Source organism: Synechocystis sp. PCC 6803 substr. PCC-P, from assembly GCF_000284455.1.
Lineage (GTDB): Bacteria > Cyanobacteriota > Cyanobacteriia > Cyanobacteriales > Microcystaceae > Synechocystis.
Window position 1 is genome coordinate 616,524 of record NC_017039.1, and the last position, 23,093, is coordinate 639,616.

Sequence of the window (23,093 nt, forward strand, 5' to 3'; positions counted from 1 at the left end):
AATCCGCCCGGTTCATTGTTATTTTTTTGCCATCGTGTCTTCCCCGAAAAGCAAAGCCATCACTGTTCGTCCCACTCCCCCCCTGTCCCCGAGATTAGCTGCAGAGGAAAAGTTTAAGCAAGAAAAACTCCACGATACGGAGCTACTGTTGCAGGATATGTTTATTCGGGAGGAAGCCACCGTTAAATTGATTTTTGACTCCCTCTACGACATTGGTGCCATCAATATAATCAATAAAAAATTTCCCTTTCCCCCCCTAAATCGCTTTCTTAAATCCATTGTTGGGGTACCAAAGCCCATTGCTAAAATATTGCTATTTCGTTGGTTTGTGGCCAATTGCCCTAGCTTGCTCACTAATTGGCTCCACAGTAAAGTCCGCTTCAAGTAGGGGAACAGTGTAGTGATGGTAGGTTCGGGGCAATGTGAACAACTACGGTGCGGCAGACCAGGGCATTGGGCCCTATTGCTTCTGTTGTCGACTTCCAGTCCCATGGTTTTTTCCTTGGACCCTGGTTGGGCCCAATCTCCAACCTTGCCGCCCCCAGATGATATTCCCGAAGAAATTTTACGCACAGAAATCATCCTTGAAGGGCGATCGCCTCTGGATGGGGAACCCTTGACCGCGACAGAATACGCGGAATTAATGGAAGCCCTGGCAGAAAATCCTAACCCGCCCCAACTTAGTCCCAGAATTCGCCATCTGGTGTTTTTGTTGAGGGTGAGGAAATTTTTTCGGACTTTGATTCCATTTTTGTGACTTTTGGTTGCCCTGACAAGGGCATAGCTAGCCCAATTAGCAATGAATCAATATGTTCAGCGAAGAACATGTTTGGAAAGTTTTATTCTGCTCCCTAAATCTGCCAATACTGTAGGGTCTGAAAGGCTTTCAAAACAAGTCTTGGGATGCCTTTAACAGCAGTTTTGCACAAAAAATTACTGTCCTGGTTTTATTGCAAGTGGCCATACCCCTATTCCAAAATCAGAGTATCTTTGGTTTTTTGCCGACGCTGCCTGTCTTTATCTTGATATTCTTGGATGCAATTATCCTGTTCGACCATTACACAACTGAGGTAATCTGTGATCTCGACCAATCCAGCCCTTAATGCTTTGCCCACAGGAGCCCTGGAAGTGCTTTGATTATCCTGACCCGTATTAACAATGCCCAAAATATTGACGTTATTAGCGGAACTAGCAGCAGTATCGGTGGCACGTCCTTCCACTGTTCTGGCATAAACTACTTCCCCTGTGCTGCTGTCAACCACCCGCAGGTCTATGGCAACATAGGCTTCTTGCTTGGCCTGACGCTCGCTGTTCCCAATACTAAAAAGACCCAGGTTAAGTCCAAAGTTGTTACCCCCAGATTCCGAGCTTACCCCTTCCTCATAGGCGGTAACTCTCCCCAAAACAATATACTGAGCCCCAGTCAACTGTCCTCTTTGAGCAGAGGTTTCTGGTCTCGTTAATCCTAATTCTGCTAATTCCTGTTCCGACAAAACACTACCTAGATTTTGTCTTTCCACTACTTGAAAGTTACCAGTGGAGGTAAGTTCGTTACTGAGTGCATCGGCTAATTCCCTGGAGGTATTACCACTCCACCACCACCAACTCATGTTGGTATCATTTTTAAACTCTGGTACAGAAATGGTCGGTTTACCTTGCGCCTGGGCCGCTAAGGTCCCCGAGAACATGCCCGCCAACACCAAGAAAAATGGGAAAAGCTTTGATATCAAGGGAGCAGCCACCCTGTCTAGGTTGTGAGTTGCCATGGCGTTTATAGCTGATTTTTTAACCAAGGCTACAGTAGTGACGAGACAACAGTCAATAAAATATTTAACTTTTGGTTAACCAGATTTTTTGAGCGCAACTACGAAACTGTTTTAATCGGGCATTTAGCCCAATAATTGTCTACGTTTTTGTTCAAATTCGTATTCTGTGAGTAGTCCTTCTAGTCGCAACTGTTCCAACTCCCGCATAGCTTCGGCCATGGTAATAACCTGTTGGGACGGTTGCAGGCTGTCTCCATTTTGGTGCCAGGCTCCCCCAAGATCGTTGAACTGTCGGTTAAAATCCTCTTCTCCCTGGACGAAATACCACACTGCATCAATGGCGCAGGCAATTCTAGGTATGGGGGTGTTCCACAGTAACCAATAGATTCCTGCCCACACGGGTTGCCCCAGGTAAAGCTTGTGGAGACCAGCAATGGGCCAAGGTAGTACCGCCGATGTCACCGCCAAGGCGATCGCCCAGTAGCGACGTTTTGGCAAAGATAACAAGGGACTTAAAAAAGACATCATTTCAACTCTGAACAGGATCTGAATCAGTTGTAATTTTAGCCTTAGTCAGGGGGAATGTCGGCAGGAAAAACTGGCCTATGGGCTTGTTTCAAGACCGGTCTGCCAACCACAATCCTGGCGATCGCCGGCAAATTCGGGAAACCGTATTTTGCTAGGCAAAAATAAGTTTTACAATGGGAAGAACTCCATGGCACGGGGTCTTCTGTCAATACAGAGGGTCTTTGTGCCCCTTTAGTTCCCCCAGGGGTTGGGCACGATTCGACTGAGGCACCCAAGCTAAGGTCTCCCAAAAATCCCATTTTCAACAAATCTTTTGCCTCTATTATTTTAGATTTTCACAAACTTTTGCTAAATTACTAAATTTTCATAGTTGATCGAGGTAAATTATTGGTTTTTAATTGGTTACTGAACTGGGTTACATTTTTCCCTTGTGTCCAATAACTTTAATTAAATAATTAGATTTTACTTGACCATATCATTCACCCTAGATGTCATAGTTATGAGTTTTTTTGATTCAGATATTATCCAACAAGAAGCCAAACAATTGTTTGAAGACTATCAATCCCTAACCAAATTGGGTGGTGACTATGGAAAATTTGATCGGGATGGCAAAGTGATTTTCATCGAGCAAATGGAGGCTTTGATGGAACGCTACAAAATCTTTATGAAGCGCTTTGAGCTTTCCGATGACTTCATGGCCAAGATGACTGTTGAGCAAATGAAAACCCAACTGGGCCAGTTTGGCATCTCCCCTCAGCAAATGTTCGACCAAATGAATTTGACACTGGAAAGAATGAAAGCCGAAATCAAGTAGACTTCACGGTGTCGAAATTGTCTAGCCAGACGTTCCTCACCAATGTCAGAATGATGGGAGTAGGTTCCCCGTAGCAATTGCGAGAACTATGCCCACCCTGGATCTTTTGGGTTTTCCTCACCACTATCAACAATCTGGCTCTGATCGACAGGGAGCTGCCCCCAGCTTAATTTTTGTCCATGGTTGGCTCCTTAGTCACCATTACTGGTTGCCCTTGATGGAACTTTTATCCGGGCAATATTCCTGCGTTAGCTATGACCTGAGAGGGTTTGGTGCTTCCCAGAGTTTAGGCCATCCCCGTTCAGAATATGACCTGGAAGCCTATGGTCAAGATTTGATTGATCTATTGGAAAAACTAAACATTGAACAAGCTTGGCTAGTGGGCCATTCCTTAGGGGGGAGTGTGGCCATTTGGGCGGCCCACCTTTGTCCGGAGCGGGTTAAGGGGGTAGTTTGCGTGAATGCTGGGGGGGGAATTTACCTAAAGGAAGAATTTGAAAAGTTTCGCTCTGCTGGGGAAAAGTTATTGGATTTTCGTCCCCCTTGGCTAGGAAGATTGCCGTTGTTGGATTTGGCTTTCAGTCGGATGATGGTGGAGAAACCCTTAGCTAGAAAGTGGGGCAGACAACGGTTATTGGATTTCTTGCGAGCGGATCAGCAAGCTGCCCGGGGGTCGTTACTGGAAAGTACGACGGAAGCGGCGGTGCATTTACTCCCCAAGTTGGTGGCAGAATTACCCCAGCCAATGTATTTCTTGGCGGGCCAAAATGACCGGGTGATGGAATTGCAATATGTCAAATATTTGGCCAGTTTCCATGGTTTGTTTGCCCAGTTGGGAACTAATGTGGTGGAAATAGAGAACTGCGGCCACTTTGCCATGTTGGAACAGTTGCCAGTGGTGGCGAATAAACTCCAACAAATCCTGGCTACGGATCACTGAATGGGGGCAATTGTTGGCCGTTGACAATGCTTTTATCGGAAAATTCGGTCACCATAGAAATCAATGCTCCCCCCTTGATTTGGCTCTGCTATGGTCTCCCTGGAATCTTCCCCCCCAGCCCTATCTCCCCACACTCCTCCCCTGTTTTGGCAATGGCGTAACCAGGCGATCGCCTATCAACAAAGGGGAGATCGAGGGCCAGCTGTGGTACTAATCCATGGCTTTGGGGCATCCTGGGGCCATTGGCGCAAAAATATCCCTGTCCTGGGGGAATATTGCCGTTGCTACGCCATTGATCTGTTAGGCTTTGGTGCTTCCGCCAAACCTCTCCCTAGTCAAGCATTGGGTTACACCTTCAGCACCTGGGGCGACCTGGTGGCGGACTTTTGCCGGGAAGTAATTGGTGGCCCGGCCGTACTTATTGGCAATTCCATCGGCTGTGTGGTGGCCATGCAAACTGCCACCGACCACCCAGAATTGGTCACCGGCCTGATTGCTCTTAACTGTTCCCTGCGGTTACTCCATGATCGCAAGCGGTCAGCGTTGCCTTGGTACCGTCGGGTAGGGGCAGGGGTCTTGCAAAAGGTGCTGGGCTATCCCCAGATTGGCAAACTTTTCTTCCGACAGGTGGCCCGGGCCAAAACCGTTCGTCAGGCCCTCTGCCAAGCCTATGGGGACAAAAATGCGGTGACCGATGAGTTGGTGGCCATGCTCCTGCGGCCAGCCCAGGATGAAGGGGCGGCGGAAGTATTTTTGGCTTTCACCAGCTATTCCCAAGGCCCCCTACCGGAGGATTTACTACCCCGCATCCATTGCCCAACGGTGCTGATTTGGGGGGAGGCTGATCCCTGGGAACCGATCGCCTTGGGGAGAGCTTTGGCAAACCATAACTGTGTGGAGCAATTCATTAGCTTACCGGGGTTGGGGCACTGTCCCCAGGACGAAGCTCCGGAGGTAATTAATCCAATTTTGCGACAATGGATTACAGAGTGGAGTTAGACCTACCATAGCCACCATTGGTTAGGGATAGAAAATGGCTTTCCTCCCTAGGGAGCCGAGGATGTCAATGGTAAGATCTTTGGGCATACTGGATGTCAGCACTCCCAATCAAGCATTCAAGGAAATTCAACCAGAGGAGGTTTAGGACAATGGGTGAACAAACTCCCTATCAGACGCTGGGTATATCAGAGGAAGCAACTTTTGAAGATATCCAAGCAGTCAAAACTCGGCTGTTTCGGGAACATGAGGGGAACACCCAGCTTTTAGAAGAGGTGGAGGCCGCCTACGACGCCATTATTATGGAACGGCTCCGTCTGCGTCAGGAAGGAAAAATCAAAGTGCCGGAAAAAATTCGTTTCCCCGAACGTCAGGTGGAAAGTACCGGCAATGGCTTCCCTTCCCTTCCAGCCCCCACAGCCCCCAGTTGGCTAGCCAATTCCCTAGATACTCCTTCCCAAAACGATATTCTTTGGCCCGCTGGCTTTTTTGCTGGCTTGATCTTGATCAGTTGGCTCACCCAAGGAGCGGGGGGATCAGTCCAATCCTTACTATTGGTGGTGGGGGTGTTTGGTAATATCTTCTTTCTCAATCGTAAACAGCGCAAATTTGGTAAGGCCCTACTGCTTAGTTTAGGAGCCCTTTTGGTGGGGATAATTTTGGGCACTGTCTTGGGTCAGTTGCTCTTGGGAGCTAATGTGGCGATCGGCCCTAACTTGGAACAAATTTCTGCCACTATTGCCTTTATTATCCTTTGGTTGATCAGCAGTTTTGTGCGGTAACAAATAGTCCCGACGGCCCACACACCTATGGGTCCATTTCCTCGGAGCCAAGTTATTGCGGTTGGGAAGGGGGAATACCCTTAATGGCAATTAGGGCCTCCATAACGTTTTTAACCACCGGGGCAGCCACGGTCCCCCCATAGGCATTGGCCCCCTTGGGTTCATCGATAATGGCCACCACCACATAGCGGGGATTGTCCACCGGCAAGATAGACACGAAGCTAGTGATTTTGGCGTTGGCTAAATAGCCCCCTCTGGGGCCAGCTTTTTGGGCTGTACCAGTTTTCCCACCCACCCGATAACCGGGAATCAGGGCCGCCTTGCCGGTACCCCCATCGCCGCTAACCACGGATTCCATCATTTGCACCACGGAATGAGCTACTTCCGGCTTCACCACTTGTTTAACGGGGTGATCGGGTTGCCAGTGGAGATGGTTGCGGGCATCCACCAGACCTTTAACCACGTGGGGAGTAACTAATTTGCCACCGTTGGCTAACATGGCGTTGAGTTGCAGTAATTTGATCGGAGTGAGGGAAAGACCCTGACCAAAGGAAGTGGTGGCCTGTTCAATGGGGTCATCCATAAAACTTTGCCTGGGCTTGAGATAACTGGCTGCTTCTCCGGGCAAGTCAATGCCTGTACGACTGTCTAACCCCACCCCCTGCAATAATTCATAGTATCGTTCCGGCTTGAGACGACGGGCGATCGCCACCATGGCCACGTTACTGGAATAGCGGAGCACCTGGGTGATGTTGATCATACCTGCGCCACTTTTGCTGGCATTGGAAATGGTCCAAGGCCCTACCCGCACCGAACCACTATCATTAATCCTGTCCTCTGGTTTCAACACCCCTTCATTCATCGCTAGGGCGACAATCACCGGCTTAAAGGTTGATCCCGGCTCGTACAGATCGCTCACGGACCAGTTTTTGAAATACTCCACCTTGGCTTTGTAGTATTCGTTGGGATTGAAGGTGGGCTCATTAACCATGGCGAGGATGGCTCCGTCCTGGGCATCCATGACCAAAACTGTGCCCCGCTTAGCTTTTTGTTGGGCAACCTGGGCCTTGAGCAATTCCCGGGCGGCCCGCTGCAAACGCATATCAATGGTTAACTGTACCTGCCAATCGTTGGACTGCAATAGGTTATCTGGCAAAGAATCCGGCAGCACAACCCCTTTCCCCGTGCGCCGAATGGCATAGGTCTCCACTTCTCGCTCCAAAATTTCTCTCTGACTGAGTTCTAGGCCTGCCTGGCCCTGGTGCTCCCCGTCTACGTAGCCAACAACATCGGCGGCCATTTCATCCTGGGGATAATAGCGACTATATTGTTTTTCCAAATCCACCCCCCCCATCCGTAAAGAGCCAATGCGGACAGCCTGGGACTCGTTGAGGCCGGTGGCCAGTTTGATGCCCGATTCCTTTTCTTTGAATTTTTCTTTTAGTTGGGCTGGGGTAATATCCCCCAAAATTGCCGATAGTTCCCTGGCAATGTAGTCAGTGGGATCGGTAATTTCCTTGGTGGCTTCAAAGTAACGGGGATGGACAAACAGAGTATAAGTTAGGCGATCGGTGGCTAAAACATTACCCTGGCTGTCCACAATGGAACGGCGGGGCACGTAGGGTTGCATGCTGGTGCTCTGTTGAGCCTTGGCCATGCGTTGCAGTTGGTTAGCTTCCACCACCTGGAGCCGGTAAAGACGATAAGCAAGCCCTCCCATGGCTACAAATAAAAACCCCCAGACCAAAAGCAAGCGCACTACCGGCACCCCCTGTTGTTGGGTTTTTTGTCTGTGCCTTTCCTGACGGGAAATATGCTTGGTAAAGGGAGATGAATTGGCAGTTGAAGAATTTAGTTTTGGGTGGGAGGAGTCCATGGCTCGAATTGTTTAGTAGGCAACGGGCCTAGTGGTGATGTTGAAATTGCTGGCGGAGGCAACGGTGGATTTATCAACGGAAGCAGGGGGAACACTAGCCTGGGCTGGCAGAAAAATATTCTGGCCAGGACTGGCCTTAACCAAACCAGAACTTGGTTGATTTGCTTCTTGGGCTAGTTGATGTTTGATGGCTTCAGTGTTGGTGATCAGTTGGCGTTCCGTTTGCTGGAGCGCTTTAAGTTGTTGATATTCCTTGCTCCAGAGGGTGGGGGTGTACACCGTCCAACCATAAACCCCTAAAACCGTCGCCACTATTCCCAAGGTAAGGCAAGAAGTGGCCTGTTGAAACCGCAACAAGACCTGTAGAGAAGTGGGTAAAGATTCCTGGGGAGAGGTAATTAGGGGCGTAGGTTGGGAGGCAACTACGGTGGTACGGCGGGAGGCAAAGGCCGGTTTGGGTAAGGCAGACATATAAAAGTTAGTTAGGACTACAAAGGTGCGGTGGGTGAATTGTCTTCACTTTAACGGCAATGGGACAGAATTGGGTCTTTGAGGGGAAACTTTTAGGAGAATGTCGATAAAAACGACTTTTTGGTTTCCATACTCTGTTAGTTAATGGCTCTGAATGGGGTTCGAGATGGACAGTTTTGCTAGTGCAAATTTCGTAGCACAACTACGTGTTTTGATGTCAATAAATTGGGGATCACTTATTATGACCAGGTTTCGCTGCATTGATACCATTCTTGGATTCATCCATCTGGGCTAAAGAATTTTCCTAAAGACCAGTTAACTTTTCCCCCCGCAGGGACAGATCAAGCAATTGGATGGGATGAATAACCCCTAGATTCTGGCCTTGTTTTCCCAGATGTTTTTGGATTTGCAAAGAGCAGCCAGGGTTGGCGGAAATGATTAATTGGGCACCGGTTTGACAGAGATTGTTAACTTTTTGCTGCCCCAGTTCCTCTGCTACGGCTGGTTGGAGCATGTTATAGACCCCGGCACTGCCACAACAGAGGGCCGCATCCAAGGGCTCCCGCAACTGTAAATGGGGAATTTGGGCAATCAACTGTCGGGGTTGGAGACTAATTTTTTGACCATGGATCAGATGGCAAGCATCTTGATAAACCACAGGGGTTAATTCCTCAGTGACGGGGTGGAGGGTTTGATTTAACCCTATCTCCATCAGAAACTCATTAATGTCTCGTACTTTACTAACAAAGGCTTGGGCTTTGGGTAAATATTCAGCATCGTCGGCCAAGATATGATGATATTCCTTCAGTGTGTGACCGCAACCGGCGGCATTAATAATGATGTAGTCCACCTCCGTATTAGCAAAACTGTCGATCATTTGTCTGGCGATCGCCTCGGCTTGATCTGTTTGGCCTTGGTGGGCGGGGAGGGCGGCGCAACAACCTTGGGATTGGGGAATCACTACTTCGCAACCATTGGCAGTTAAAACCCGGACAGTGGCTTCATTGACGGGGGAGAAAAATAATCTTTGTACACACCCAAGAATTATCCCCACTCGGTAACGCTTTTCCCCCTGGGCAGAAATTTCCGTTGGATAATTATCCCGAAAAGAAGCGGCGGTCACCCTGGGCAAAATACTTTCCATGGCCGCTAAACGGGGAAAAAATCTGCTCAATAAGCCCGTTGCTTGCACTAATTTTTGCAAACCACAATTTTGGTAGACCCAGAGCAGGGGCAACAATAACCGCAACCGCCAGGGATAGGGAAATAAGTTAAAAATGATCCCCCGCAAGAGGCGATCGCCAAAGGGACGGTCATGATTTCGTTCCACCTGGGGCCTGGTGGCGGAGATCAACTGGTCATACTGCACCCCCGAAGGACAGGCACTGACACAGGCTAAGCAACCTAAACAACTGTCAAAATGCTGGATGGTGGTGGCATCTAAACTGGCTTGGCCTTGGTTAATGCCATTCATTAGATAGATGCGGCCCCGGGGGGAATCGGTTTCCTTGCCAATGACCCGGTAGCTCGGGCAGGTATTCAAACAAAAACCGCAATGGACACAGCTATCCAACACGGCCTGGGGAGGGGGATTTTGGGAATCAAAGCCGATTTTGGGCTGGTTGACGGCCTGGGCCAAGGCGGTGAAGGAGGGAGGAGCCGACATAGGGACCATGGGGAAAAACACTGTCCCCTATGATCACACTTTTTTCTAGTCTGAAACCGTCAACTTACCCTTAACTTAATCAATGGCCTCAGTAGCGTAAAACCAAGGCAATACGTTGATGTTGAGAGAGGGTGCCATCTTCGACTAAAGCCACTTCCCCACCATTGGCTAACACCACTTCGATGATTTCGTCCACTGCGTCGTCGATGACTTCCGTGCCACCGGGTTCCGCCACCAATTCAATGCCTCCGTTAGTGGAGATAATGGCAGGCTCATGGTAGCTTTTCTCCACCACCAGCAATTTACCTCGACCTTCCTGGGCTAAACGCCAGGCTTCCCCCACGGTGGAAACAAATTTTTGCGCACTAACTGCTTCATCCAAGGAGGTTAAGGCTTGATTTTGTTTAGCTTCCCTGACCGTTTGCATAATCTCCCACACCTGGGGGGTAAGTTCGCTGATGCTGGCCCGGTCAAAATTCCCCAGTAACGTACCGGCGATCGCCGCTGAATGCTGGGACACTTCTTGGAAAAAGGACACTAAACGATCCACACCGCCCACCACTAACGGTAAATTTTCCCCTTCGTTATAGGTACTAAAAGCCCGGTCCACTTCCTGGATAAAACGACGCTGGCGATCGTCTCGATAACTGGAATCAGTGTCCGCTGGTAACGCTTCTGTTCCCCCAGGTCCCGTCATGGCCAAGGTGAAGTAATCATCTTCCACTTCCTCCAAAATATCCCCAGTACCGGCCAGTAAACGACTTGATCCTCGGCTCAATAACAGTACCCAATATTGCAATTGCCGATGCAAACCATAGACCAAATCCCTGGTGGCGAAGGTTTTATCGATCACAACTCGAGCTTGAACAGGAAATGGTAAATAGTACAATTTGGCAAAATCGTGGCTCACATACAAAGCCAAACCACAAAGACCATAACTGTAATCAATAGTCTCCACCAAGTTGTCTAAATTCTTTAGCAGAGGCTCCAATTCCCGCTGGGAATACTCTTCCCCCAATCGAGTTTTAGCTTCACTAACCAAATTCTTAACCACAATGGGGTCTTGTTTATTGCCCGGGGAAGTGCGGTGGGTGGGCAGCAGAATGGAGAGGGCGGGAACAGGAGTTAAGGACTGTAACTGCTTGAGGTCCTGACGATTGATCATTTTGTCTTTACATAGGTCGATCCCCTAAGCTTACTGCCGGGGTCAGCAATGCTAACATTAAGAAAAATGTCGCGGTTTTTACATTTCTTTAAGTTTTAGGTAGTTAAAAATTCTAGTCAAAAGTCCATAAATCCCCCGCTAGCACCGTGCCTAACCCCAAACCCCTGCCACCCCAATCTGAATTGGATAATATTCGTCGCTACAATGCCCAGGCGATCGCCAACTATTACCGTCGTCGTCCCTGGAAAGTGCTATGGCGGGCCTTGGAAGTAGTTTGGTCCTTTGGTTTTTTCCTCACCTGTTTGCTCTGGGATCAGTGGACTGGTCAAGTGGAATACTACAAACGGCAACGGGCGGAGGATTTACGGGAATTGTTGACCAAACTGGGCCCCACTTTTATTAAAGTCGGCCAGGCTCTCTCCACCCGACCGGATCTGGTGCGGCGAGATTTTTTAGAAGAATTAATCAAACTCCAGGATCAATTACCCCCGTTCGATAACGACTTGGCTTTCCAGCTAATGGAAGAGCAACTGGGCATGAAAGTAGACGAAGCCTACCGGGAAATTTCTGCCCATCCCGTGGCCGCGGCTAGTTTGGGGCAAGTGTACCGAGCGATGCTATTTAGTGGTGAAGAAGTGGCAGTAAAAGTACAACGGCCCAATTTAAGACCAAGGCTGAGTCTAGATTTATATTTGATGCGGTTGGGAGCACAGAAATTCGGGCGCTTTTTACCTTTAAATTTAGGTCATGACTTAACCTTAATTGTGGATGAATTTGGTATTAAACTGTTTGAAGAAATTGATTATTTGAACGAAGGTCGCAACGCTGAAAAATTTGCGGAAAATTTCCATGGGGATGCGGAAGTCAAAGTCCCTTGCATTTATTGGCAATACAGTAATCAAAAAGTTCTCACCCTCGAATGGATTCAAGGTTTTAAATTAACTGATACAGATAAAATTCGGGCGGCGGGCCTCGACCCCAGTGATATTATTCGGATTGGGGTTACTTCGGGTTTAAGACAACTGTTGGAACATGGTTTTTTCCACGCCGATCCCCATCCCGGAAATCTTTTTGCTACCCTAGATGGTCGCATGGCCTATATCGACTTCGGCATGATGGATCAACTGGAGCCAGGGACAAAAGAAACCATTGCCAGCTCCATTGTCCAGCTAATTAACAAGGATTACCTGGCCCTCACAGAAGACTTTATTGCCCTCGGTTTTCTTGCCCCCAACACGGACATTACCCCCATCATTCCTGCCCTAGAAAATGTTTTTGGTAGCGCCATTGGTCAAAGTGTCCAAGACTTTAACTTTAAAACCATCACCGACGATTTTTCTGAGTTGATGTACGATTACCCTTTCCGGGTTCCGGCCAAATTTGCCTTGATTATTCGTTCTTTGGTCACCCAGGAAGGATTAGCTTTAAGCTTAGATCCTAATTTTAAAATTGTTGAAGTGGCCTATCCCTACGTGGCCCGGCGTTTATTAACCGGAGAATCACCCCAACTACGTCGTCAACTCATTGATGTGCTGTTTAAAAATGGCAAATTCCAATGGCAACGGTTGGAAAATATGCTCAGCATTGCCCGTTCGGACACCAAATTCGATCTTCTGCCCACTGCCCAATTAGGTTTGCAATTCCTTTTTTCCGAGGAAGGTCTATATTTACGGCGGCAAATTTTACTAGCTTTAACGGAAGATGATCGCCTCCATACCGATGAAGTACAACGGATTTGGGGTTTGGTAAAAGATGACTTTAAGCCCCAGGAACTGGTCAATGTCGCCTGGAATGCAGTGCGGGAATTTTCCCTGGCCGGCGTGAGCACCATTCTGCCGCAACGATAATTTTTCCTGCTTGTTGGCGGATGAATAGAGTTTAAGCAATCATAACGCTTGATGTTACAAAACGTCGGCGGCTTTTTAAGCTATCATAATAGCCTTACTTTCATCTGTCCTAGGGAAGAGTTGATATGTTTCTCAAGATTTTTCAAAAGAAGAACAATATTGATGCTACCCCAGAGGCTCCGGCCCCCGAGGAACAGAATGCCAAATCTACCTTGCCTGGTGTGCCAAGGGTGCCCATTGAAGAGCAAAAGCTTCTCCGTCGTCAGTGCAAACAGTTTGTCATTGATGAATTTGGTAAGTCTGTCATTAATCTTCGTCTCCAGAAGGGCATACTAACTCCTCTACACATTGTTGATCTTCATAAGGTGGTAGTGCCCCGGGAGTATTATCAAAATCCCCAGCGTTTGATTGAGCAAAGGGTACAAGAATGTTTGGAAATCCATCGCCAAAATCTGGGACAAAAACTTTATCGAGAATCTTTTAACCTTCAGCCGGGACATCTATTAGTTGCGATTAAGGACATTCGCAAAAAATCGATTGTATCTTTCAAGGATTACGCTGATAACCTGGACAAATTTTTAGAAATTTTTAACCCCGCTATCCATCAACTGCTACTAATTCGTTACTTCATTCCCCCAGTTCCGGATGATATGCATCAGTTTGATAATATTGAACTGCCGCCTCAATTTGAGAAAATTTTGACTGATGTGATCAACTTTTGTGACCTCAATTATAGTCTGGATAATTTGACCTACGACAAATGGCAGGCTTTAGTCCATGCCCTAGATGAGACCGGGGTTAGCCTCAATTTAGTTAATAAACACCAGGAGTATCCTTTCCGGGAGATGTTTACCTTTGACTACGGAGAAATTGGCTACCGTAAAGTGTTAGCTAAATTATTACTAAAGGAAAAAGTGGAAAAACGAACAGTGGTAATTCCCCTATTTGTGATTATGTTAGCTTTCTTTTGTTCGGAACCCAATGCCAGAGTTAGTTTTCCCTACCATTTTCTCTTTACTGCCACGGGGGATGCTAAGAAGCGTTCCATGGAAAAAGGTAAAATATCCTTCTTTAAGCTCTTTAATCAATTGTTGGATGAATCCTTAACCCAGGATCAACTAAGCAAGTGTTTAGCTGTAATTCACAATGAAGTTTTCCAAATTCACCAAATGGAAATTGATGATTTGCTCCTCGGTTACCGGCAAAAGCACAATGCCATGAGCGGAGTTTAAGTTGTTTTCCGATTAAACTTGAATGTCCAACTTGTCTTAAATTGGTCTGTTTAAGTAACCGAGTCGATTTCAATGCTCCCTTTGCCGTCCTTGCCATCCCCTTGGCGATCGCCGTTATTGGAGCTGTAGGGATTAGCGAATAACCTTTCCGGGTCGAGGGCATCGGGATGGGTAGAAAATTGGGGCAATACTTCCCGAATGAAAGCGGCGGAAGCCTTAGAACGGTAACGGTTAGGGTTAATGATGACGGAAAGAACCCGGCGAATTTCCACATTTTTAATCGGAGCGATATGGAGCACATTCATCTCCAATTCCTTTTCGATTGCCGTGGTGGAGACAAAGGCCGCCCCCAAACCAGACTGCACCGCATTTTTAATCGCCTCAATGGAGTTAAGTTCCATTTCAATTTTGAGACGCTTGGTATCAATTTCCCCCTGGCTCAACACCTTATCAATCACTTTGCGGATGGTGGACTGGGAATCGAGGCTAATAAACTTGAGCTTGTATAAATCTTCTTTTTGGATAGTCTCTGCCTGGGCTAGGGGATGGAGCACCGGCAAAATCAAGGCCAATTCGTCTTCAGCGTAGGGCAACACGGTCAGAGTTTCCTGCAACTCCGCCGGTACTTCGCCGCCGATAATGGCCAAATCCACCTGGCCATTGGCCACGCCCCAAGCTGTCCTACGGGTGGAATGGACCTGTAATTGCACCGTTACGTCAGGATATTGCTGCCGGAACATGCCGATCATCCGAGGTAGGAGGTAGGTGCCCGTAGTTTGGGAAGCCCCCACAATCAGGGTGCCTCCTTGTAAATTCTGTAAATCTTCGATCGCCCGACAGGTTTCTTGGCAGAGGGTAATAATCTTTTCGCCGTAATTGAGGAGCAAATGCCCTGCCTCCGTCAACTGGGCCTTGCGTCCTCCCCGGTCGAATAGGGGCACACTCAACTGTTTTTCCAGGTTTTGCACCTGCAAACTAACCGCCGGTTGGGAAACGTACAATGTGTCTGCCGCCCGTTTAAAACTGCCTTCCGAGGCGATCGCCTTGAGGATGCGAAGTTGATCCAGCGTGAACGGGATATCCGACATAGATCCAGCCAAACGATGAACAAGACAGGGACAGCCCTATTGCACTGACAGTACCACAATTAGAGCCTTTGCAACGGTATCGCCCAGGGTCTAATTCGTTAATGGGAACCTAGTTAATATCAGGACTGATCCCGCTTAAAAAAAAGTTAATCTACTATGGTCGACGCAAAAAAGAGGGCAGTTGATTCACTCCCTCCCTTTGCAAAATCCACCAAATGGTGGTTATTAGCTTATTTTTGCTACTCCGCCGACCCCAGCTGGGCGCTAAAGCCTTCAGCATTAAACACCCTGGTCAAAGTGAAACTAGCTCAGGGAAGCATTACTGCGGTCATAGGTTGTGCGGAAACTGGATTGAGGTTTGCCCTGCACAGTGGTCCAAAAATCCTTTTCTGCTTCCACGCCAATCTCAGCGGCAGCGCGGGACAACATGGATTGTTGACGGTTTTTGATGAATTGGTGGTGGCGCATCATGAGAGCGCGAGCCTGTTGTTGAGTAGACATAGTTAATACCTCTTGACGATTGCTGAAAAAAGTTTTGGTTAATTACCCTCTTTAATATTTATAGCACAAATTCTGTAACATTTTATACAGAAACAAAAATTTACATCCCCTTCTTCCCTGTGTTCAATTCCCCAGTTAGACCTATGCGCTATGGCTTCTATACCCTTGACGTGTTCACTGACCAACTTTTTGGCGGTAATCCCCTGGCGGTTTTTCCCGATGCTGAGGGTTTGACCGATGGACAAATGCAAAAAATTGCAGCGGAAATCAATTATTCCGAAACGGTGTTTGTTTTGCCCCCAGTGACGGAAACGGGGAATTTTCGCCTAAGAATTTTTACCCCCAAAAGGGAATTGGATTTTGCAGGGCATCCCACCATTGGGACCACCTATCTGTTGGGTTTGCTCCAGCCCCCCAGCCCTTTAGTTACCACCACTTGGCAGTTGGAAGAGCCGGTGGGCCTAGTGCCCGTTACCCTCCACTACAAGCAAGGACAACTGGTGCAAACAGAATTAACCGTGGCCCAGCTTCCCCAAACCAAGGATTCTGCCCCATCTTGTGAAGATTTGGCCTTGCTTTTGGGATTATCCATTGATCAGCTACAGCAAGGAGAATATGAACCCCAAGCCTATTCCTGTGGATTGCCCTTTTTATTTATTCCACTGATAAATGAGGAGGCGTTAAATCGGATTAGTTTTAATCCATCGGTTTGGCAAAATCTCTTGGCGGGTCAATGGGCCGATTGCGTTTACTGCCTGGCCCCAGGAGATCCTTCACTGGGTTTGTCCGATAACAAGTTGATCCATGGGCGGATGTTTGCCCCTGGTTTGGGCATTGCGGAAGATCCGGCCACTGGCTCCGGGGTAGCGGCATTGGGAGGTTATTTAGACGATCGCCTAGACACTCCAGGCTCACACCATTGGCAAATTGAACAGGGCAAAGCCTTGGGAAGGCCCAGCCAATTACAGTTAACTGTGGTAAAAGACGGTCAGGGGATTAGGGCAGTGAAAGTGGCCGGGCGATCCGTTTTAGTCTCGGAGGGCTTCATGAACCTGGGGAATTAGAAACAAATTGCAGAATTATCACCCCCTGGGGGCAGAAATTTTTCTTCTTCCCCGACCCCAAACTGCGGTGAAAATGGGATTTGACCATTGCTTGTGTACACAACGAGGAAAAATTGAGGGGATTGTGATAGGATGGTTGGTCGGACGCGGACGTGGCGGAATTGGTAGACGCGCTAGATTTAGGTTCTAGTGTCTTTGGCGTGGGAGTTCGAGTCTCCCCGTCCGCATTAAGGGAACAAAACTTCTATTGTTCTTAGCCAAGACGGCTTTCTTTAAGATCTCTAGTACGGGCGAAGCGGTTTGTGCTGAAGCTAATGATTCGTGACTTGATCCTTAGAATCTCGGGGAAATATAAATAGTCGTCCATCCTGAAACAGGCTTTAAAAACTAAGTGACGTTCAGTGCAATCTTAACAACATGAGGTTAATAATTCAGCCGTTATGCTACTTCAATTTACCAAAGCCCTGAATGGCGGTAATTTATACCCCCCAGTTATTAAGAAGCTTTCATTGTTTATTTAACAAATTTAAGAAGGTATTAATGTCTTTAGAAGACCTTATTTTTGTCCCAATTATTTTACCCTGCAACCTACAATGATAAAAGAGCAATACTTCTGTGAAAATTACGATAATTAAAGAGTGTTATTTTCAGCCTCAAATTTCGCCTCGATATAGCCAGCTTCTACCAAAAAAGCCCTCAGAGCATCGGGATAGGAGTCGTATTTAACCTCGTTTAAACAGTTACTTTGGTCATCATATTCCAAACAATTAGTTAGCCCCCAATCAGACTCCCGGTCGTAATATTTGAGCATGGTCTGCCAGCCCTCATCCAATTCACCAATTAGGGCTTTATTAGCGACATAGGCGGCGAGAAAACCGTTCTTTTCCGAATCCTGGGCTACAATTTCTGGCAGATCTTTTTCCATAGATTGAGCATTTTCTCGATGGATAAATTGGAAGCTAGGCTCAAAGGACACATCCACTACTTGACCATTTTGCAGAGCCCAAATCTGGGCTGGGGCCGCACTACCGGCATAGGAGGAAAAGAGATAAAGGAAACGATTATCTACCTCTACATACTCATCCCAACCATCATTATTTAGATCTTCCGCCGGATGGGGGCCACCATTAAAAAAGCCGAAGTCCCGTACAGACCAATCACTCCCATTTTGATTACTGGTAAAGACTTTGACCTCGTTGCAACAATGGGCACCGCCGGTATAGGTAGCAAAAAGCACTGCTGGATAAGGATTATCCCGATCCATATCAGTAATCTGCAGCAAAGCGATGGGCATGGGGGACTCTGACCCTTCTAGAGTGGCTACAATTTTGTTTTTAAATTTAACGGTGACGGTGGGAAACCAACTTTCATAGCCATCATGTTTTTCTTGGCGATAGCTGATGCTGGCACTCACATCGCCTTTTTCTACTTTTCCGTTTAATTTTGGTTCGTCGCTATTAGGATCAAAGGTCTCAAAAGTATATGTGTCTGAGTTTTGAGCCAGTTGCACTTCTTGGCGATCGCCATTCACCTGTTGATTCTGCTCTACTGCTGGAGGGAAGGAGGGAGTAATGGCACAAGCAGATAGGGGCCAAACCGAGGCTAGGGCCAACCCCAGCAGACCAATGTGAAAACTCTGATATGGAGCCATGACTATCATCTCCCCCAAATTAGACCGTTGATTTTTCCAATCTCCATTGTGGCAGGAATTTTTCGGGGCCATAACTTTTTTGCCTAGGCAGTAACTAAACTTAAAGCTTCCCCGGTGAGGCTAAAGGCCCGGGCTTCGGTAATTTTTACCGGCACTGTTTTACCCAATAGTTCGCTAATCTCTCCTTGGAAAAAAGTTAAGCGGTTGCCCCTGGTGCGTCCCATCACCTGCCCTGGGCTCTTAAGGTTTTCCCCTTCCACCAGCACTTCTTCCACCCGACCGAGGTAACGTTGGGAGCGTTCCATGGCCTGGGTGGAAACTAGATGATTTAATCTTTGCAGGCGATCGCCTTTGACTTCTTCGGAAAGTTGATTGTCCCAGAAGGCCGCGGGGGTGCCGGGACGGGGAGAATAGGCAGCGGTGTTGAGTAGGTCAAAACCAACCTCTTCAATTAGGTTGAGGGTATTTTCAAACTGGGCTTCCGTTTCCCCTGGGAAACCAACAATCACATCGGCACTGATGGCCGCATCGGGCATATAGCGACGGATTTTTTCAATGATCTGTAAATATTTTTCCCTGGTGTAGCCCCGTTTCATTGCTTTAAGAATGTCGTTATCCCCCGATTGGAAAGGAATATGGAAATGTTCACAAACCTTGGGCAATTCTTGGCAGGCTTGAATTAACCGTTCGGTGAAATAACGGGGATGGCTAGTGGCAAACCGCAGGCGATCAATCCCCTCAATATCATGGACGTGGTAGAGCAAATCCGTCAGGGTATGGAGATGGCGACCCGATGGAGTGGTGCCTGGTAGATCCCGGCCGTAGGCATCAATGTTTTGCCCCAGTAGTGTGACCTCTTTAAATCCTTGTTGGGCCAGGACTTCCATTTCTCCATAAATGGCTTCTGGAGTACGGGATTGTTCTACCCCCCGCACATTGGGCACCACACAATAACTACAACGTTCATTACAACCGTAGATAATATTCACCCAGGCACTGACGGTGCTTTCCCGCCGGGGTTTGGTGATGTCTTCCATAATGTGCAGACTCTCCGTCGCCACCACCTGACTACCAGCCCACACCTGTTCTAGTAACTGATCTAGCCGATTCGCATGTTGAGGCCCCATCACCAGGTCCAACTCTGGCACCCGGCGCAATAATTGCTCCCCTTCCTGTTGGGCCACACAGCCCGCCACCACCAGAGTTAATTCCGGTTCTACTTGTTTCCTTTTGGCTTGACGACCAAGGTATGAGTAGACTTTTTGCTCAGCGTTGTCCCGAATAGAACAGGTATTGTAGAGGACTAAATCCGCCTGGTTGGGGTCATCGGTGTAGGTCATGCCCAAATTTTCCAGAATGCCGGCCATCCTTTCCGAGTCCGCCTTATTCATCTGGCAGCCAAAGGTAATAATGTGGTAGCGACGGTGGGAAACATTCATGGGAAATAGGGCGAAGCAATGAACAGCACAATGTCTGATTATAGTTCCCCGTCTTGACCCCCGGCTGTCCCCCAACCTGATAAATTGGACAGATATCAGTGATAGACATTTACTCGGATTTAATATGAGAGCTCTGGTTATTGGCGGTGATGGTTACTGTGGTTGGGCCACGGCACTGTATCTCTCTAACAAAGGCTATGAAGTCGGTATTTTAGACAGTTTGGTGCGGCGCTATTGGGACGCCCAGTTGGGGGCTGAAACCTTGACTCCCATCGCCCCCATCCGGCAACGCCTTGATCGTTGGTATGAGTTGACCGGCAAAAAGATCGACCTGTTCATTGGCGATATTAACGACTATCCCTTTTTGACCAACGCCCTCCGTCAGTTCCAGCCCGATGCGGTGGTGCATTTTGGGGAGCAACGGTCAGCGCCTTTTTCCATGATTGACCGGGAACATGCGGTGCTGACCCAGGCCAATAACGTATTGGGCAACTTGAATCTGCTCTATGCACTGAAGGAAGATTTCCCCGATTGTCATTTGGTGAAACTAGGCACCATGGGGGAATACGGTACGCCCAACATTGACATCGAAGAAGGGTACATCACCATTGAGCATAAAGGTCGTAAAGACACCCTACCCTACCCCAAACAACCCGGTAGTTTCTATCACCTCAGTAAGGTTCACGATAGCCATAACATCCACTTCGCTTGCAAAATCTGGGGTCTGCGGGCCACGGATTTAAACCAGGGCATTGTTTACGGGGTACTCACCGAAGAAACCGGCATGGATGAAATGCTGATCAACCGTCTTGATTATGACGGTGTATTTGGTACGGCTCTGAATCGTTTTTGTATTCAGGCGGCCATTGGCCATCCCCTGACAGTGTACGGTAAAGGTGGACAAACCCGTGGTTTGCTGGATATTCGGGATACGGTGCGCTGTATTGAACTGGCGATCGCCAACCCGGCCGATAAAGGTCAATTCCGGGTGTTTAACCAATATACGGAACTGTTCAGCGTTGGTGACTTGGCCCAAATGGTGCAAAAAGCGGGCGCGGATCTCGGTCTAAAAGTGGAAATTGACCACTTGGAAAATCCCCGGGTTGAGTTGGAAGAACACTATTTCAACGCCGTCAATACCAATCTGCTGGATTTGGGACTCCAACCCCACTTCTTGTCTGATTCTTTGCTCGATTCCCTGTTGAACTTTGCCACCAAGTACAAAGACCGGGTGGATCAAAAACACATTCTGCCGAAAGTTACCTGGCGCGGCTAGGTTCTGATGAAGGTTACCCTCACTAGTTTGGTGGGGGTTTTCTTTTTCCAATTCTGGTGGGGAAGAGTTTTTCTTAACCCACATTGCTCTAGACGGAATTCTGGTTAATTTTTAGATTTTTTATTTTTCATTGGCAAAAATTATGGCTGATCCCCTCACCCCTGCTATCAGTGACCGCATTTGTAAACACATGAACGAAGACCATGCCTCGGCGATCGCCCTTTATGCCCAGGTTTTTGGTCAACAAACCGATGTAACCATGGCCCAGATGCAGGCCATCGATCCCACGGGTATGGATTTAGTGGTGGAAAGTGAGGGTGGCTCAAAAACTATCCGCATTGAATTCGAGCAACCCCTGAAGGATTCTGAAGATGCCCACCAAGTATTGATTGCCATGGCTAAGCAGGCCCGGAGTGTTGGTAAAAATAGCTAATTTGCTCCATGGATTCTGCCGCTACCTGGACAACCGTTAAACGTCAATGCCGGCCTCCGCTAACAATGCCTTGAGGCGATCGTTTTCTGCTTCCGCTAATTCGGCCCGGAGTTTTTCCCGCTCAGCCCGTTGAGCCTCTTCGTTGGCCCGTTGGGATGCTTGTTCAGCCTGGGTTGCTAATGCCACGGTGGAGAGAAAAGGTCGCCCGTCAGGATAATAAACCCGCAAAGTCTCAGCGCTCAGCTCAAATTTTATGCCCAACAAAGGACTAACCCAATGGGCCATCTCCTCGATGATGGTCAACTCTCCGCCAATTCGTTGCAACCCAGTTAGCTCATTGTCATCTGGATCATAAACATAGTACTCTTCTACGCCGTGATGGTCATAGAACTTCAACTTTTTGGTCATTTCCTTGAGGGTGTTGCCAGGGGATAAAATTTCAAACACCACTTGGGGCGCTTGGTTATTTTCCTGCCACTGGCGGTAGGAACCCCGTTTTCCCTTGGGTCTGCCCAAAGCCACCATTACGTCCGGTGCCACGCGAATTTCTGGATGCCCTTCCACGGGATACCACAACAGGTCTCCCCCGACAAATACGTCTGGGTTGTGGGCGAAGAGGCATTCCAAATTTTCTTTCAGGAGGACAATCCATTCAAATTGTTCTGTGTTGTCGGCCATGGGCTGTCCATCGCTGTCGGGGTAAATGATTTCTCGGTCGAGGGCTACGGTCATGGGGTTAATCCTCGCAATTTTTTCTCCAGTCTAGACAATGCCTCGCATGGGTGGGACTTTGACCAACACTGAAAAGTTTGGGTCTTTAAGACTTTAACCATTTATCCTCGTCGGAACTGTCCTTGGCGATCGCCAGGTAGCCATAACCCTTGGGGGACTGGTCAATGATCAAAATTTCCTGATTATGGTGGGGAATGACGGTGGCCCAATCCGGTAGGCTAACGCTGATGGTGATTAGATTTCCCGCATTGTCATAAACATGGGCTTGGCCGATGGTGCCATTGGCTAGGTAGGGCAACTTTTTCGAGGTGACAGTGCCCGTGCAACCAATGACCCGTTCTGTGCTGACATCCTGGCTAAAGGTCTTAAATAAATGGGCGATCGGACGGGAAGCAAGGCGACCAAGCCAAAGACTGATGGCCAGGGAAACCAGGAAAATTATCCCAGCCCAACCCATTAGTTCCCTAGGCATAGTCCCCGTCACCGTAGCTACAGTCACATTCAATATCCAGCCGATTACTCCCCAGAGACTAAAATCTATACCGAGGAGAATCATCAACGGAACTTTACCCAAACCGAAAAAGGAGAGTACTTGCAGGGCCATGGGCACGGCTTCCCCCTCTTCCATGTCTCCCCCCTGGTCAAGCTCCACGTCTAAATGGGTGATGTCCACATCGGAGCTCGCTTCTAGGGACATTTCCACATCCAAATCTTCATCCCCATCCCCAGAAATTATCATCAATCCTAGGCAGAGTATTCCCAACCCCAGCAGTAACCAGTAGGTCAAATTAGCTAAGTGGAAAAGCATAATGACGGTATTCCTTAT

23 protein-coding genes and 1 tRNA gene are annotated in these 23,093 nt (G+C 48.1%); 12 read left to right on the top strand and 12 right to left on the bottom strand.

Annotated elements, in window-relative coordinates; translation table 11 throughout:
• Positions 1 to 34 precede the first annotated feature (34 nt).
• Together SYNPCCP_RS02890 and SYNPCCP_RS02895 are read left to right on the top strand one after the other, a co-directional pair.
• Positions 35 to 388, top strand: coding sequence for a hypothetical protein (locus SYNPCCP_RS02890; RefSeq protein WP_010871764.1), 354 nt, complete (start codon positions 35 to 37; stop codon positions 386 to 388).
• Positions 389 to 490: 102 nt separating this feature from the next.
• Entirely contained in the window at positions 491 to 757 is a 267-nt protein-coding gene (locus SYNPCCP_RS02895; RefSeq protein WP_223211336.1) for a hypothetical protein, read from the top strand.
• Between the two features lie 211 nt (positions 758 to 968).
• Here the strand turns inward: SYNPCCP_RS02895 and SYNPCCP_RS02900 are convergent, their stop codons facing one another.
• The gene (locus SYNPCCP_RS02900; protein WP_010871766.1) at positions 969 to 1,766 is read right to left on the bottom strand and encodes a CsgG/HfaB family protein; all 798 of its coding nucleotides are present in this window, start codon (positions 1,764 to 1,766) and stop codon (positions 969 to 971) included.
• Between the two features lie 123 nt (positions 1,767 to 1,889).
• Positions 1,890 to 2,273, bottom strand: coding sequence for a TM2 domain-containing protein (locus SYNPCCP_RS02905; protein WP_223211337.1), 384 nt, complete (start codon positions 2,271 to 2,273; stop codon positions 1,890 to 1,892).
• A 520-nt stretch (positions 2,274 to 2,793) separates the two neighbouring features.
• On the opposite strand from SYNPCCP_RS02905, the gene SYNPCCP_RS02910 reads away from it, so the two are divergent.
• The 4 genes from SYNPCCP_RS02910 (at position 2,794) to SYNPCCP_RS02925 (ending at position 5,826) form a co-directional block, all read left to right on the top strand.
• Entirely contained in the window at positions 2,794 to 3,108 is a 315-nt protein-coding gene (locus tag SYNPCCP_RS02910) for a DUF1825 family protein (protein ID WP_010871768.1), read from the top strand.
• 88 nt (positions 3,109 to 3,196) lie between these two features.
• Complete coding sequence (locus tag SYNPCCP_RS02915; RefSeq protein ID WP_010871769.1) at positions 3,197 to 4,048, top strand: alpha/beta fold hydrolase; 852 nt, start codon at positions 3,197 to 3,199, stop codon at positions 4,046 to 4,048.
• A gap of 90 nt (positions 4,049 to 4,138) precedes the next feature.
• Positions 4,139 to 5,047 carry an alpha/beta fold hydrolase gene (locus SYNPCCP_RS02920; RefSeq protein ID WP_010871770.1) on the top strand — a complete coding sequence of 303 codons (909 nt, stop codon included), beginning with the start codon at positions 4,139 to 4,141 and terminating at the stop codon, positions 5,045 to 5,047.
• Positions 5,048 to 5,196: 149 nt separating this feature from the next.
• Complete coding sequence (locus SYNPCCP_RS02925) at positions 5,197 to 5,826, top strand: CPP1-like family protein (RefSeq protein WP_020861474.1); 630 nt, start codon at positions 5,197 to 5,199, stop codon at positions 5,824 to 5,826.
• A 52-nt stretch (positions 5,827 to 5,878) separates the two neighbouring features.
• Here the strand turns inward: SYNPCCP_RS02925 and SYNPCCP_RS02930 are convergent, their stop codons facing one another.
• The 4 genes from SYNPCCP_RS02930 to SYNPCCP_RS02945 all read right to left on the bottom strand — a co-directional run bounded on the left by SYNPCCP_RS02930 (position 5,879) and on the right by SYNPCCP_RS02945 (position 11,004).
• Positions 5,879 to 7,702: a penicillin-binding protein 2 gene (locus SYNPCCP_RS02930; RefSeq protein ID WP_010871772.1), complete on the bottom strand. Its 1,824-nt coding sequence runs from the start codon at positions 7,700 to 7,702 to the stop codon at positions 5,879 to 5,881.
• A 12-nt stretch (positions 7,703 to 7,714) separates the two neighbouring features.
• Positions 7,715 to 8,173, bottom strand: coding sequence for a hypothetical protein (locus SYNPCCP_RS02935; protein ID WP_010871773.1), 459 nt, complete (start codon positions 8,171 to 8,173; stop codon positions 7,715 to 7,717).
• Between the two features lie 304 nt (positions 8,174 to 8,477).
• Positions 8,478 to 9,860: a (Fe-S)-binding protein gene (locus SYNPCCP_RS02940; protein ID WP_010871774.1), complete on the bottom strand. Its 1,383-nt coding sequence runs from the start codon at positions 9,858 to 9,860 to the stop codon at positions 8,478 to 8,480.
• 67 nt (positions 9,861 to 9,927) lie between these two features.
• Entirely contained in the window at positions 9,928 to 11,004 is a 1,077-nt protein-coding gene (locus tag SYNPCCP_RS02945; protein ID WP_010871775.1) for a hypothetical protein, read from the bottom strand.
• A 146-nt stretch (positions 11,005 to 11,150) separates the two neighbouring features.
• On the opposite strand from SYNPCCP_RS02945, the gene SYNPCCP_RS02950 reads away from it, so the two are divergent.
• Both SYNPCCP_RS02950 and SYNPCCP_RS02955 read left to right on the top strand, forming a co-directional pair.
• On the top strand, positions 11,151 to 12,851 hold the full coding sequence (locus SYNPCCP_RS02950; RefSeq protein ID WP_010871776.1) for an AarF/ABC1/UbiB kinase family protein: 1,701 nt from the start codon (positions 11,151 to 11,153) through the stop codon (positions 12,849 to 12,851).
• A 125-nt stretch (positions 12,852 to 12,976) separates the two neighbouring features.
• Entirely contained in the window at positions 12,977 to 14,083 is a 1,107-nt protein-coding gene (locus tag SYNPCCP_RS02955) for a hypothetical protein (protein WP_010871777.1), read from the top strand.
• A gap of 50 nt (positions 14,084 to 14,133) precedes the next feature.
• On the opposite strand, the gene SYNPCCP_RS02960 is transcribed toward SYNPCCP_RS02955, so the two are convergent.
• The gene (locus tag SYNPCCP_RS02960; RefSeq protein ID WP_010871778.1) at positions 14,134 to 15,171 is read right to left on the bottom strand and encodes a LysR family transcriptional regulator; all 1,038 of its coding nucleotides are present in this window, start codon (positions 15,169 to 15,171) and stop codon (positions 14,134 to 14,136) included.
• 303 nt (positions 15,172 to 15,474) lie between these two features.
• Positions 15,475 to 15,672, bottom strand: a complete 198-nt coding sequence (locus SYNPCCP_RS02965) for a hypothetical protein (RefSeq protein WP_010871779.1) — start codon at positions 15,670 to 15,672, stop codon at positions 15,475 to 15,477.
• Positions 15,673 to 15,791: 119 nt separating this feature from the next.
• Between SYNPCCP_RS02965 and SYNPCCP_RS02970 the strand changes: the two genes are divergently transcribed.
• The gene (locus SYNPCCP_RS02970; protein ID WP_010871780.1) at positions 15,792 to 16,736 is read left to right on the top strand and encodes a PhzF family phenazine biosynthesis protein; all 945 of its coding nucleotides are present in this window, start codon (positions 15,792 to 15,794) and stop codon (positions 16,734 to 16,736) included.
• Between the two features lie 146 nt (positions 16,737 to 16,882).
• Positions 16,883 to 16,963 (top strand) — tRNA-Leu (locus SYNPCCP_RS02975).
• Between the two features lie 404 nt (positions 16,964 to 17,367).
• On the opposite strand, the gene SYNPCCP_RS02980 is transcribed toward SYNPCCP_RS02975, so the two are convergent.
• Together SYNPCCP_RS02980 and miaB are read right to left on the bottom strand one after the other, a co-directional pair.
• On the bottom strand, positions 17,368 to 18,387 hold the full coding sequence (locus tag SYNPCCP_RS02980; protein ID WP_020861477.1) for a hypothetical protein: 1,020 nt from the start codon (positions 18,385 to 18,387) through the stop codon (positions 17,368 to 17,370).
• An 83-nt stretch (positions 18,388 to 18,470) separates the two neighbouring features.
• On the bottom strand, positions 18,471 to 19,826 hold the full coding sequence (gene miaB / locus SYNPCCP_RS02985) for a tRNA (N6-isopentenyl adenosine(37)-C2)-methylthiotransferase MiaB (RefSeq protein WP_010871782.1): 1,356 nt from the start codon (positions 19,824 to 19,826) through the stop codon (positions 18,471 to 18,473).
• A gap of 124 nt (positions 19,827 to 19,950) precedes the next feature.
• Here miaB and SYNPCCP_RS02990 point away from each other — a divergent pair, with 124 nt between their 5' ends.
• Entirely contained in the window at positions 19,951 to 21,102 is a 1,152-nt protein-coding gene (locus SYNPCCP_RS02990; RefSeq protein WP_010871783.1) for an NAD-dependent epimerase/dehydratase family protein, read from the top strand.
• 142 nt (positions 21,103 to 21,244) lie between these two features.
• Complete coding sequence (locus SYNPCCP_RS02995) at positions 21,245 to 21,535, top strand: DUF2470 domain-containing protein (RefSeq protein WP_010871784.1); 291 nt, start codon at positions 21,245 to 21,247, stop codon at positions 21,533 to 21,535.
• A gap of 36 nt (positions 21,536 to 21,571) precedes the next feature.
• Here SYNPCCP_RS02995 and SYNPCCP_RS03000 read toward each other — a convergent pair whose 3' ends face one another.
• Together SYNPCCP_RS03000 and SYNPCCP_RS03005 are read right to left on the bottom strand one after the other, a co-directional pair.
• Complete coding sequence (locus tag SYNPCCP_RS03000; protein ID WP_010871785.1) at positions 21,572 to 22,267, bottom strand: Uma2 family endonuclease; 696 nt, start codon at positions 22,265 to 22,267, stop codon at positions 21,572 to 21,574.
• 85 nt (positions 22,268 to 22,352) lie between these two features.
• Positions 22,353 to 23,075, bottom strand: coding sequence for an OB-fold-containig protein (locus SYNPCCP_RS03005; protein WP_020861480.1), 723 nt, complete (start codon positions 23,073 to 23,075; stop codon positions 22,353 to 22,355).
• Positions 23,076 to 23,093: the final 18 nt, after the last annotated feature.

Coding starts and splice junctions, on each gene's coding strand:
- SYNPCCP_RS02930 (WP_010871772.1), bottom strand. CDS start 7,702: ATGGACTCCTCCCACCCAAAACTAAATTCTTCAACTGCCAATTCATCT.
- SYNPCCP_RS02965 (WP_010871779.1), bottom strand. CDS start 15,672: ATGTCTACTCAACAACAGGCTCGCGCTCTCATGATGCGCCACCACCAA.
- miaB (WP_010871782.1), bottom strand. CDS start 19,826: ATGAATGTTTCCCACCGTCGCTACCACATTATTACCTTTGGCTGCCAG.
- SYNPCCP_RS02895 (WP_223211336.1), top strand. CDS start 491: ATGGTTTTTTCCTTGGACCCTGGTTGGGCCCAATCTCCAACCTTGCCG.
- SYNPCCP_RS02935 (WP_010871773.1), bottom strand. CDS start 8,173: ATGTCTGCCTTACCCAAACCGGCCTTTGCCTCCCGCCGTACCACCGTA.
- SYNPCCP_RS02925 (WP_020861474.1), top strand. CDS start 5,197: ATGGGTGAACAAACTCCCTATCAGACGCTGGGTATATCAGAGGAAGCA.
- SYNPCCP_RS02995 (WP_010871784.1), top strand. CDS start 21,245: ATGGCTGATCCCCTCACCCCTGCTATCAGTGACCGCATTTGTAAACAC.
- SYNPCCP_RS02980 (WP_020861477.1), bottom strand. CDS start 18,387: ATGGCTCCATATCAGAGTTTTCACATTGGTCTGCTGGGGTTGGCCCTA.
- SYNPCCP_RS02915 (WP_010871769.1), top strand. CDS start 3,197: ATGCCCACCCTGGATCTTTTGGGTTTTCCTCACCACTATCAACAATCT.
- SYNPCCP_RS02910 (WP_010871768.1), top strand. CDS start 2,794: ATGAGTTTTTTTGATTCAGATATTATCCAACAAGAAGCCAAACAATTG.
- SYNPCCP_RS02990 (WP_010871783.1), top strand. CDS start 19,951: ATGAGAGCTCTGGTTATTGGCGGTGATGGTTACTGTGGTTGGGCCACG.
- SYNPCCP_RS02945 (WP_010871775.1), bottom strand. CDS start 11,004: ATGATCAATCGTCAGGACCTCAAGCAGTTACAGTCCTTAACTCCTGTT.
- SYNPCCP_RS02955 (WP_010871777.1), top strand. CDS start 12,977: ATGTTTCTCAAGATTTTTCAAAAGAAGAACAATATTGATGCTACCCCA.
- SYNPCCP_RS03005 (WP_020861480.1), bottom strand. CDS start 23,075: ATGCTTTTCCACTTAGCTAATTTGACCTACTGGTTACTGCTGGGGTTG.
- SYNPCCP_RS02920 (WP_010871770.1), top strand. CDS start 4,139: ATGGTCTCCCTGGAATCTTCCCCCCCAGCCCTATCTCCCCACACTCCT.
- SYNPCCP_RS02960 (WP_010871778.1), bottom strand. CDS start 15,171: ATGTCGGATATCCCGTTCACGCTGGATCAACTTCGCATCCTCAAGGCG.
- SYNPCCP_RS02900 (WP_010871766.1), bottom strand. CDS start 1,766: ATGGCAACTCACAACCTAGACAGGGTGGCTGCTCCCTTGATATCAAAG.
- SYNPCCP_RS03000 (WP_010871785.1), bottom strand. CDS start 22,267: ATGACCGTAGCCCTCGACCGAGAAATCATTTACCCCGACAGCGATGGA.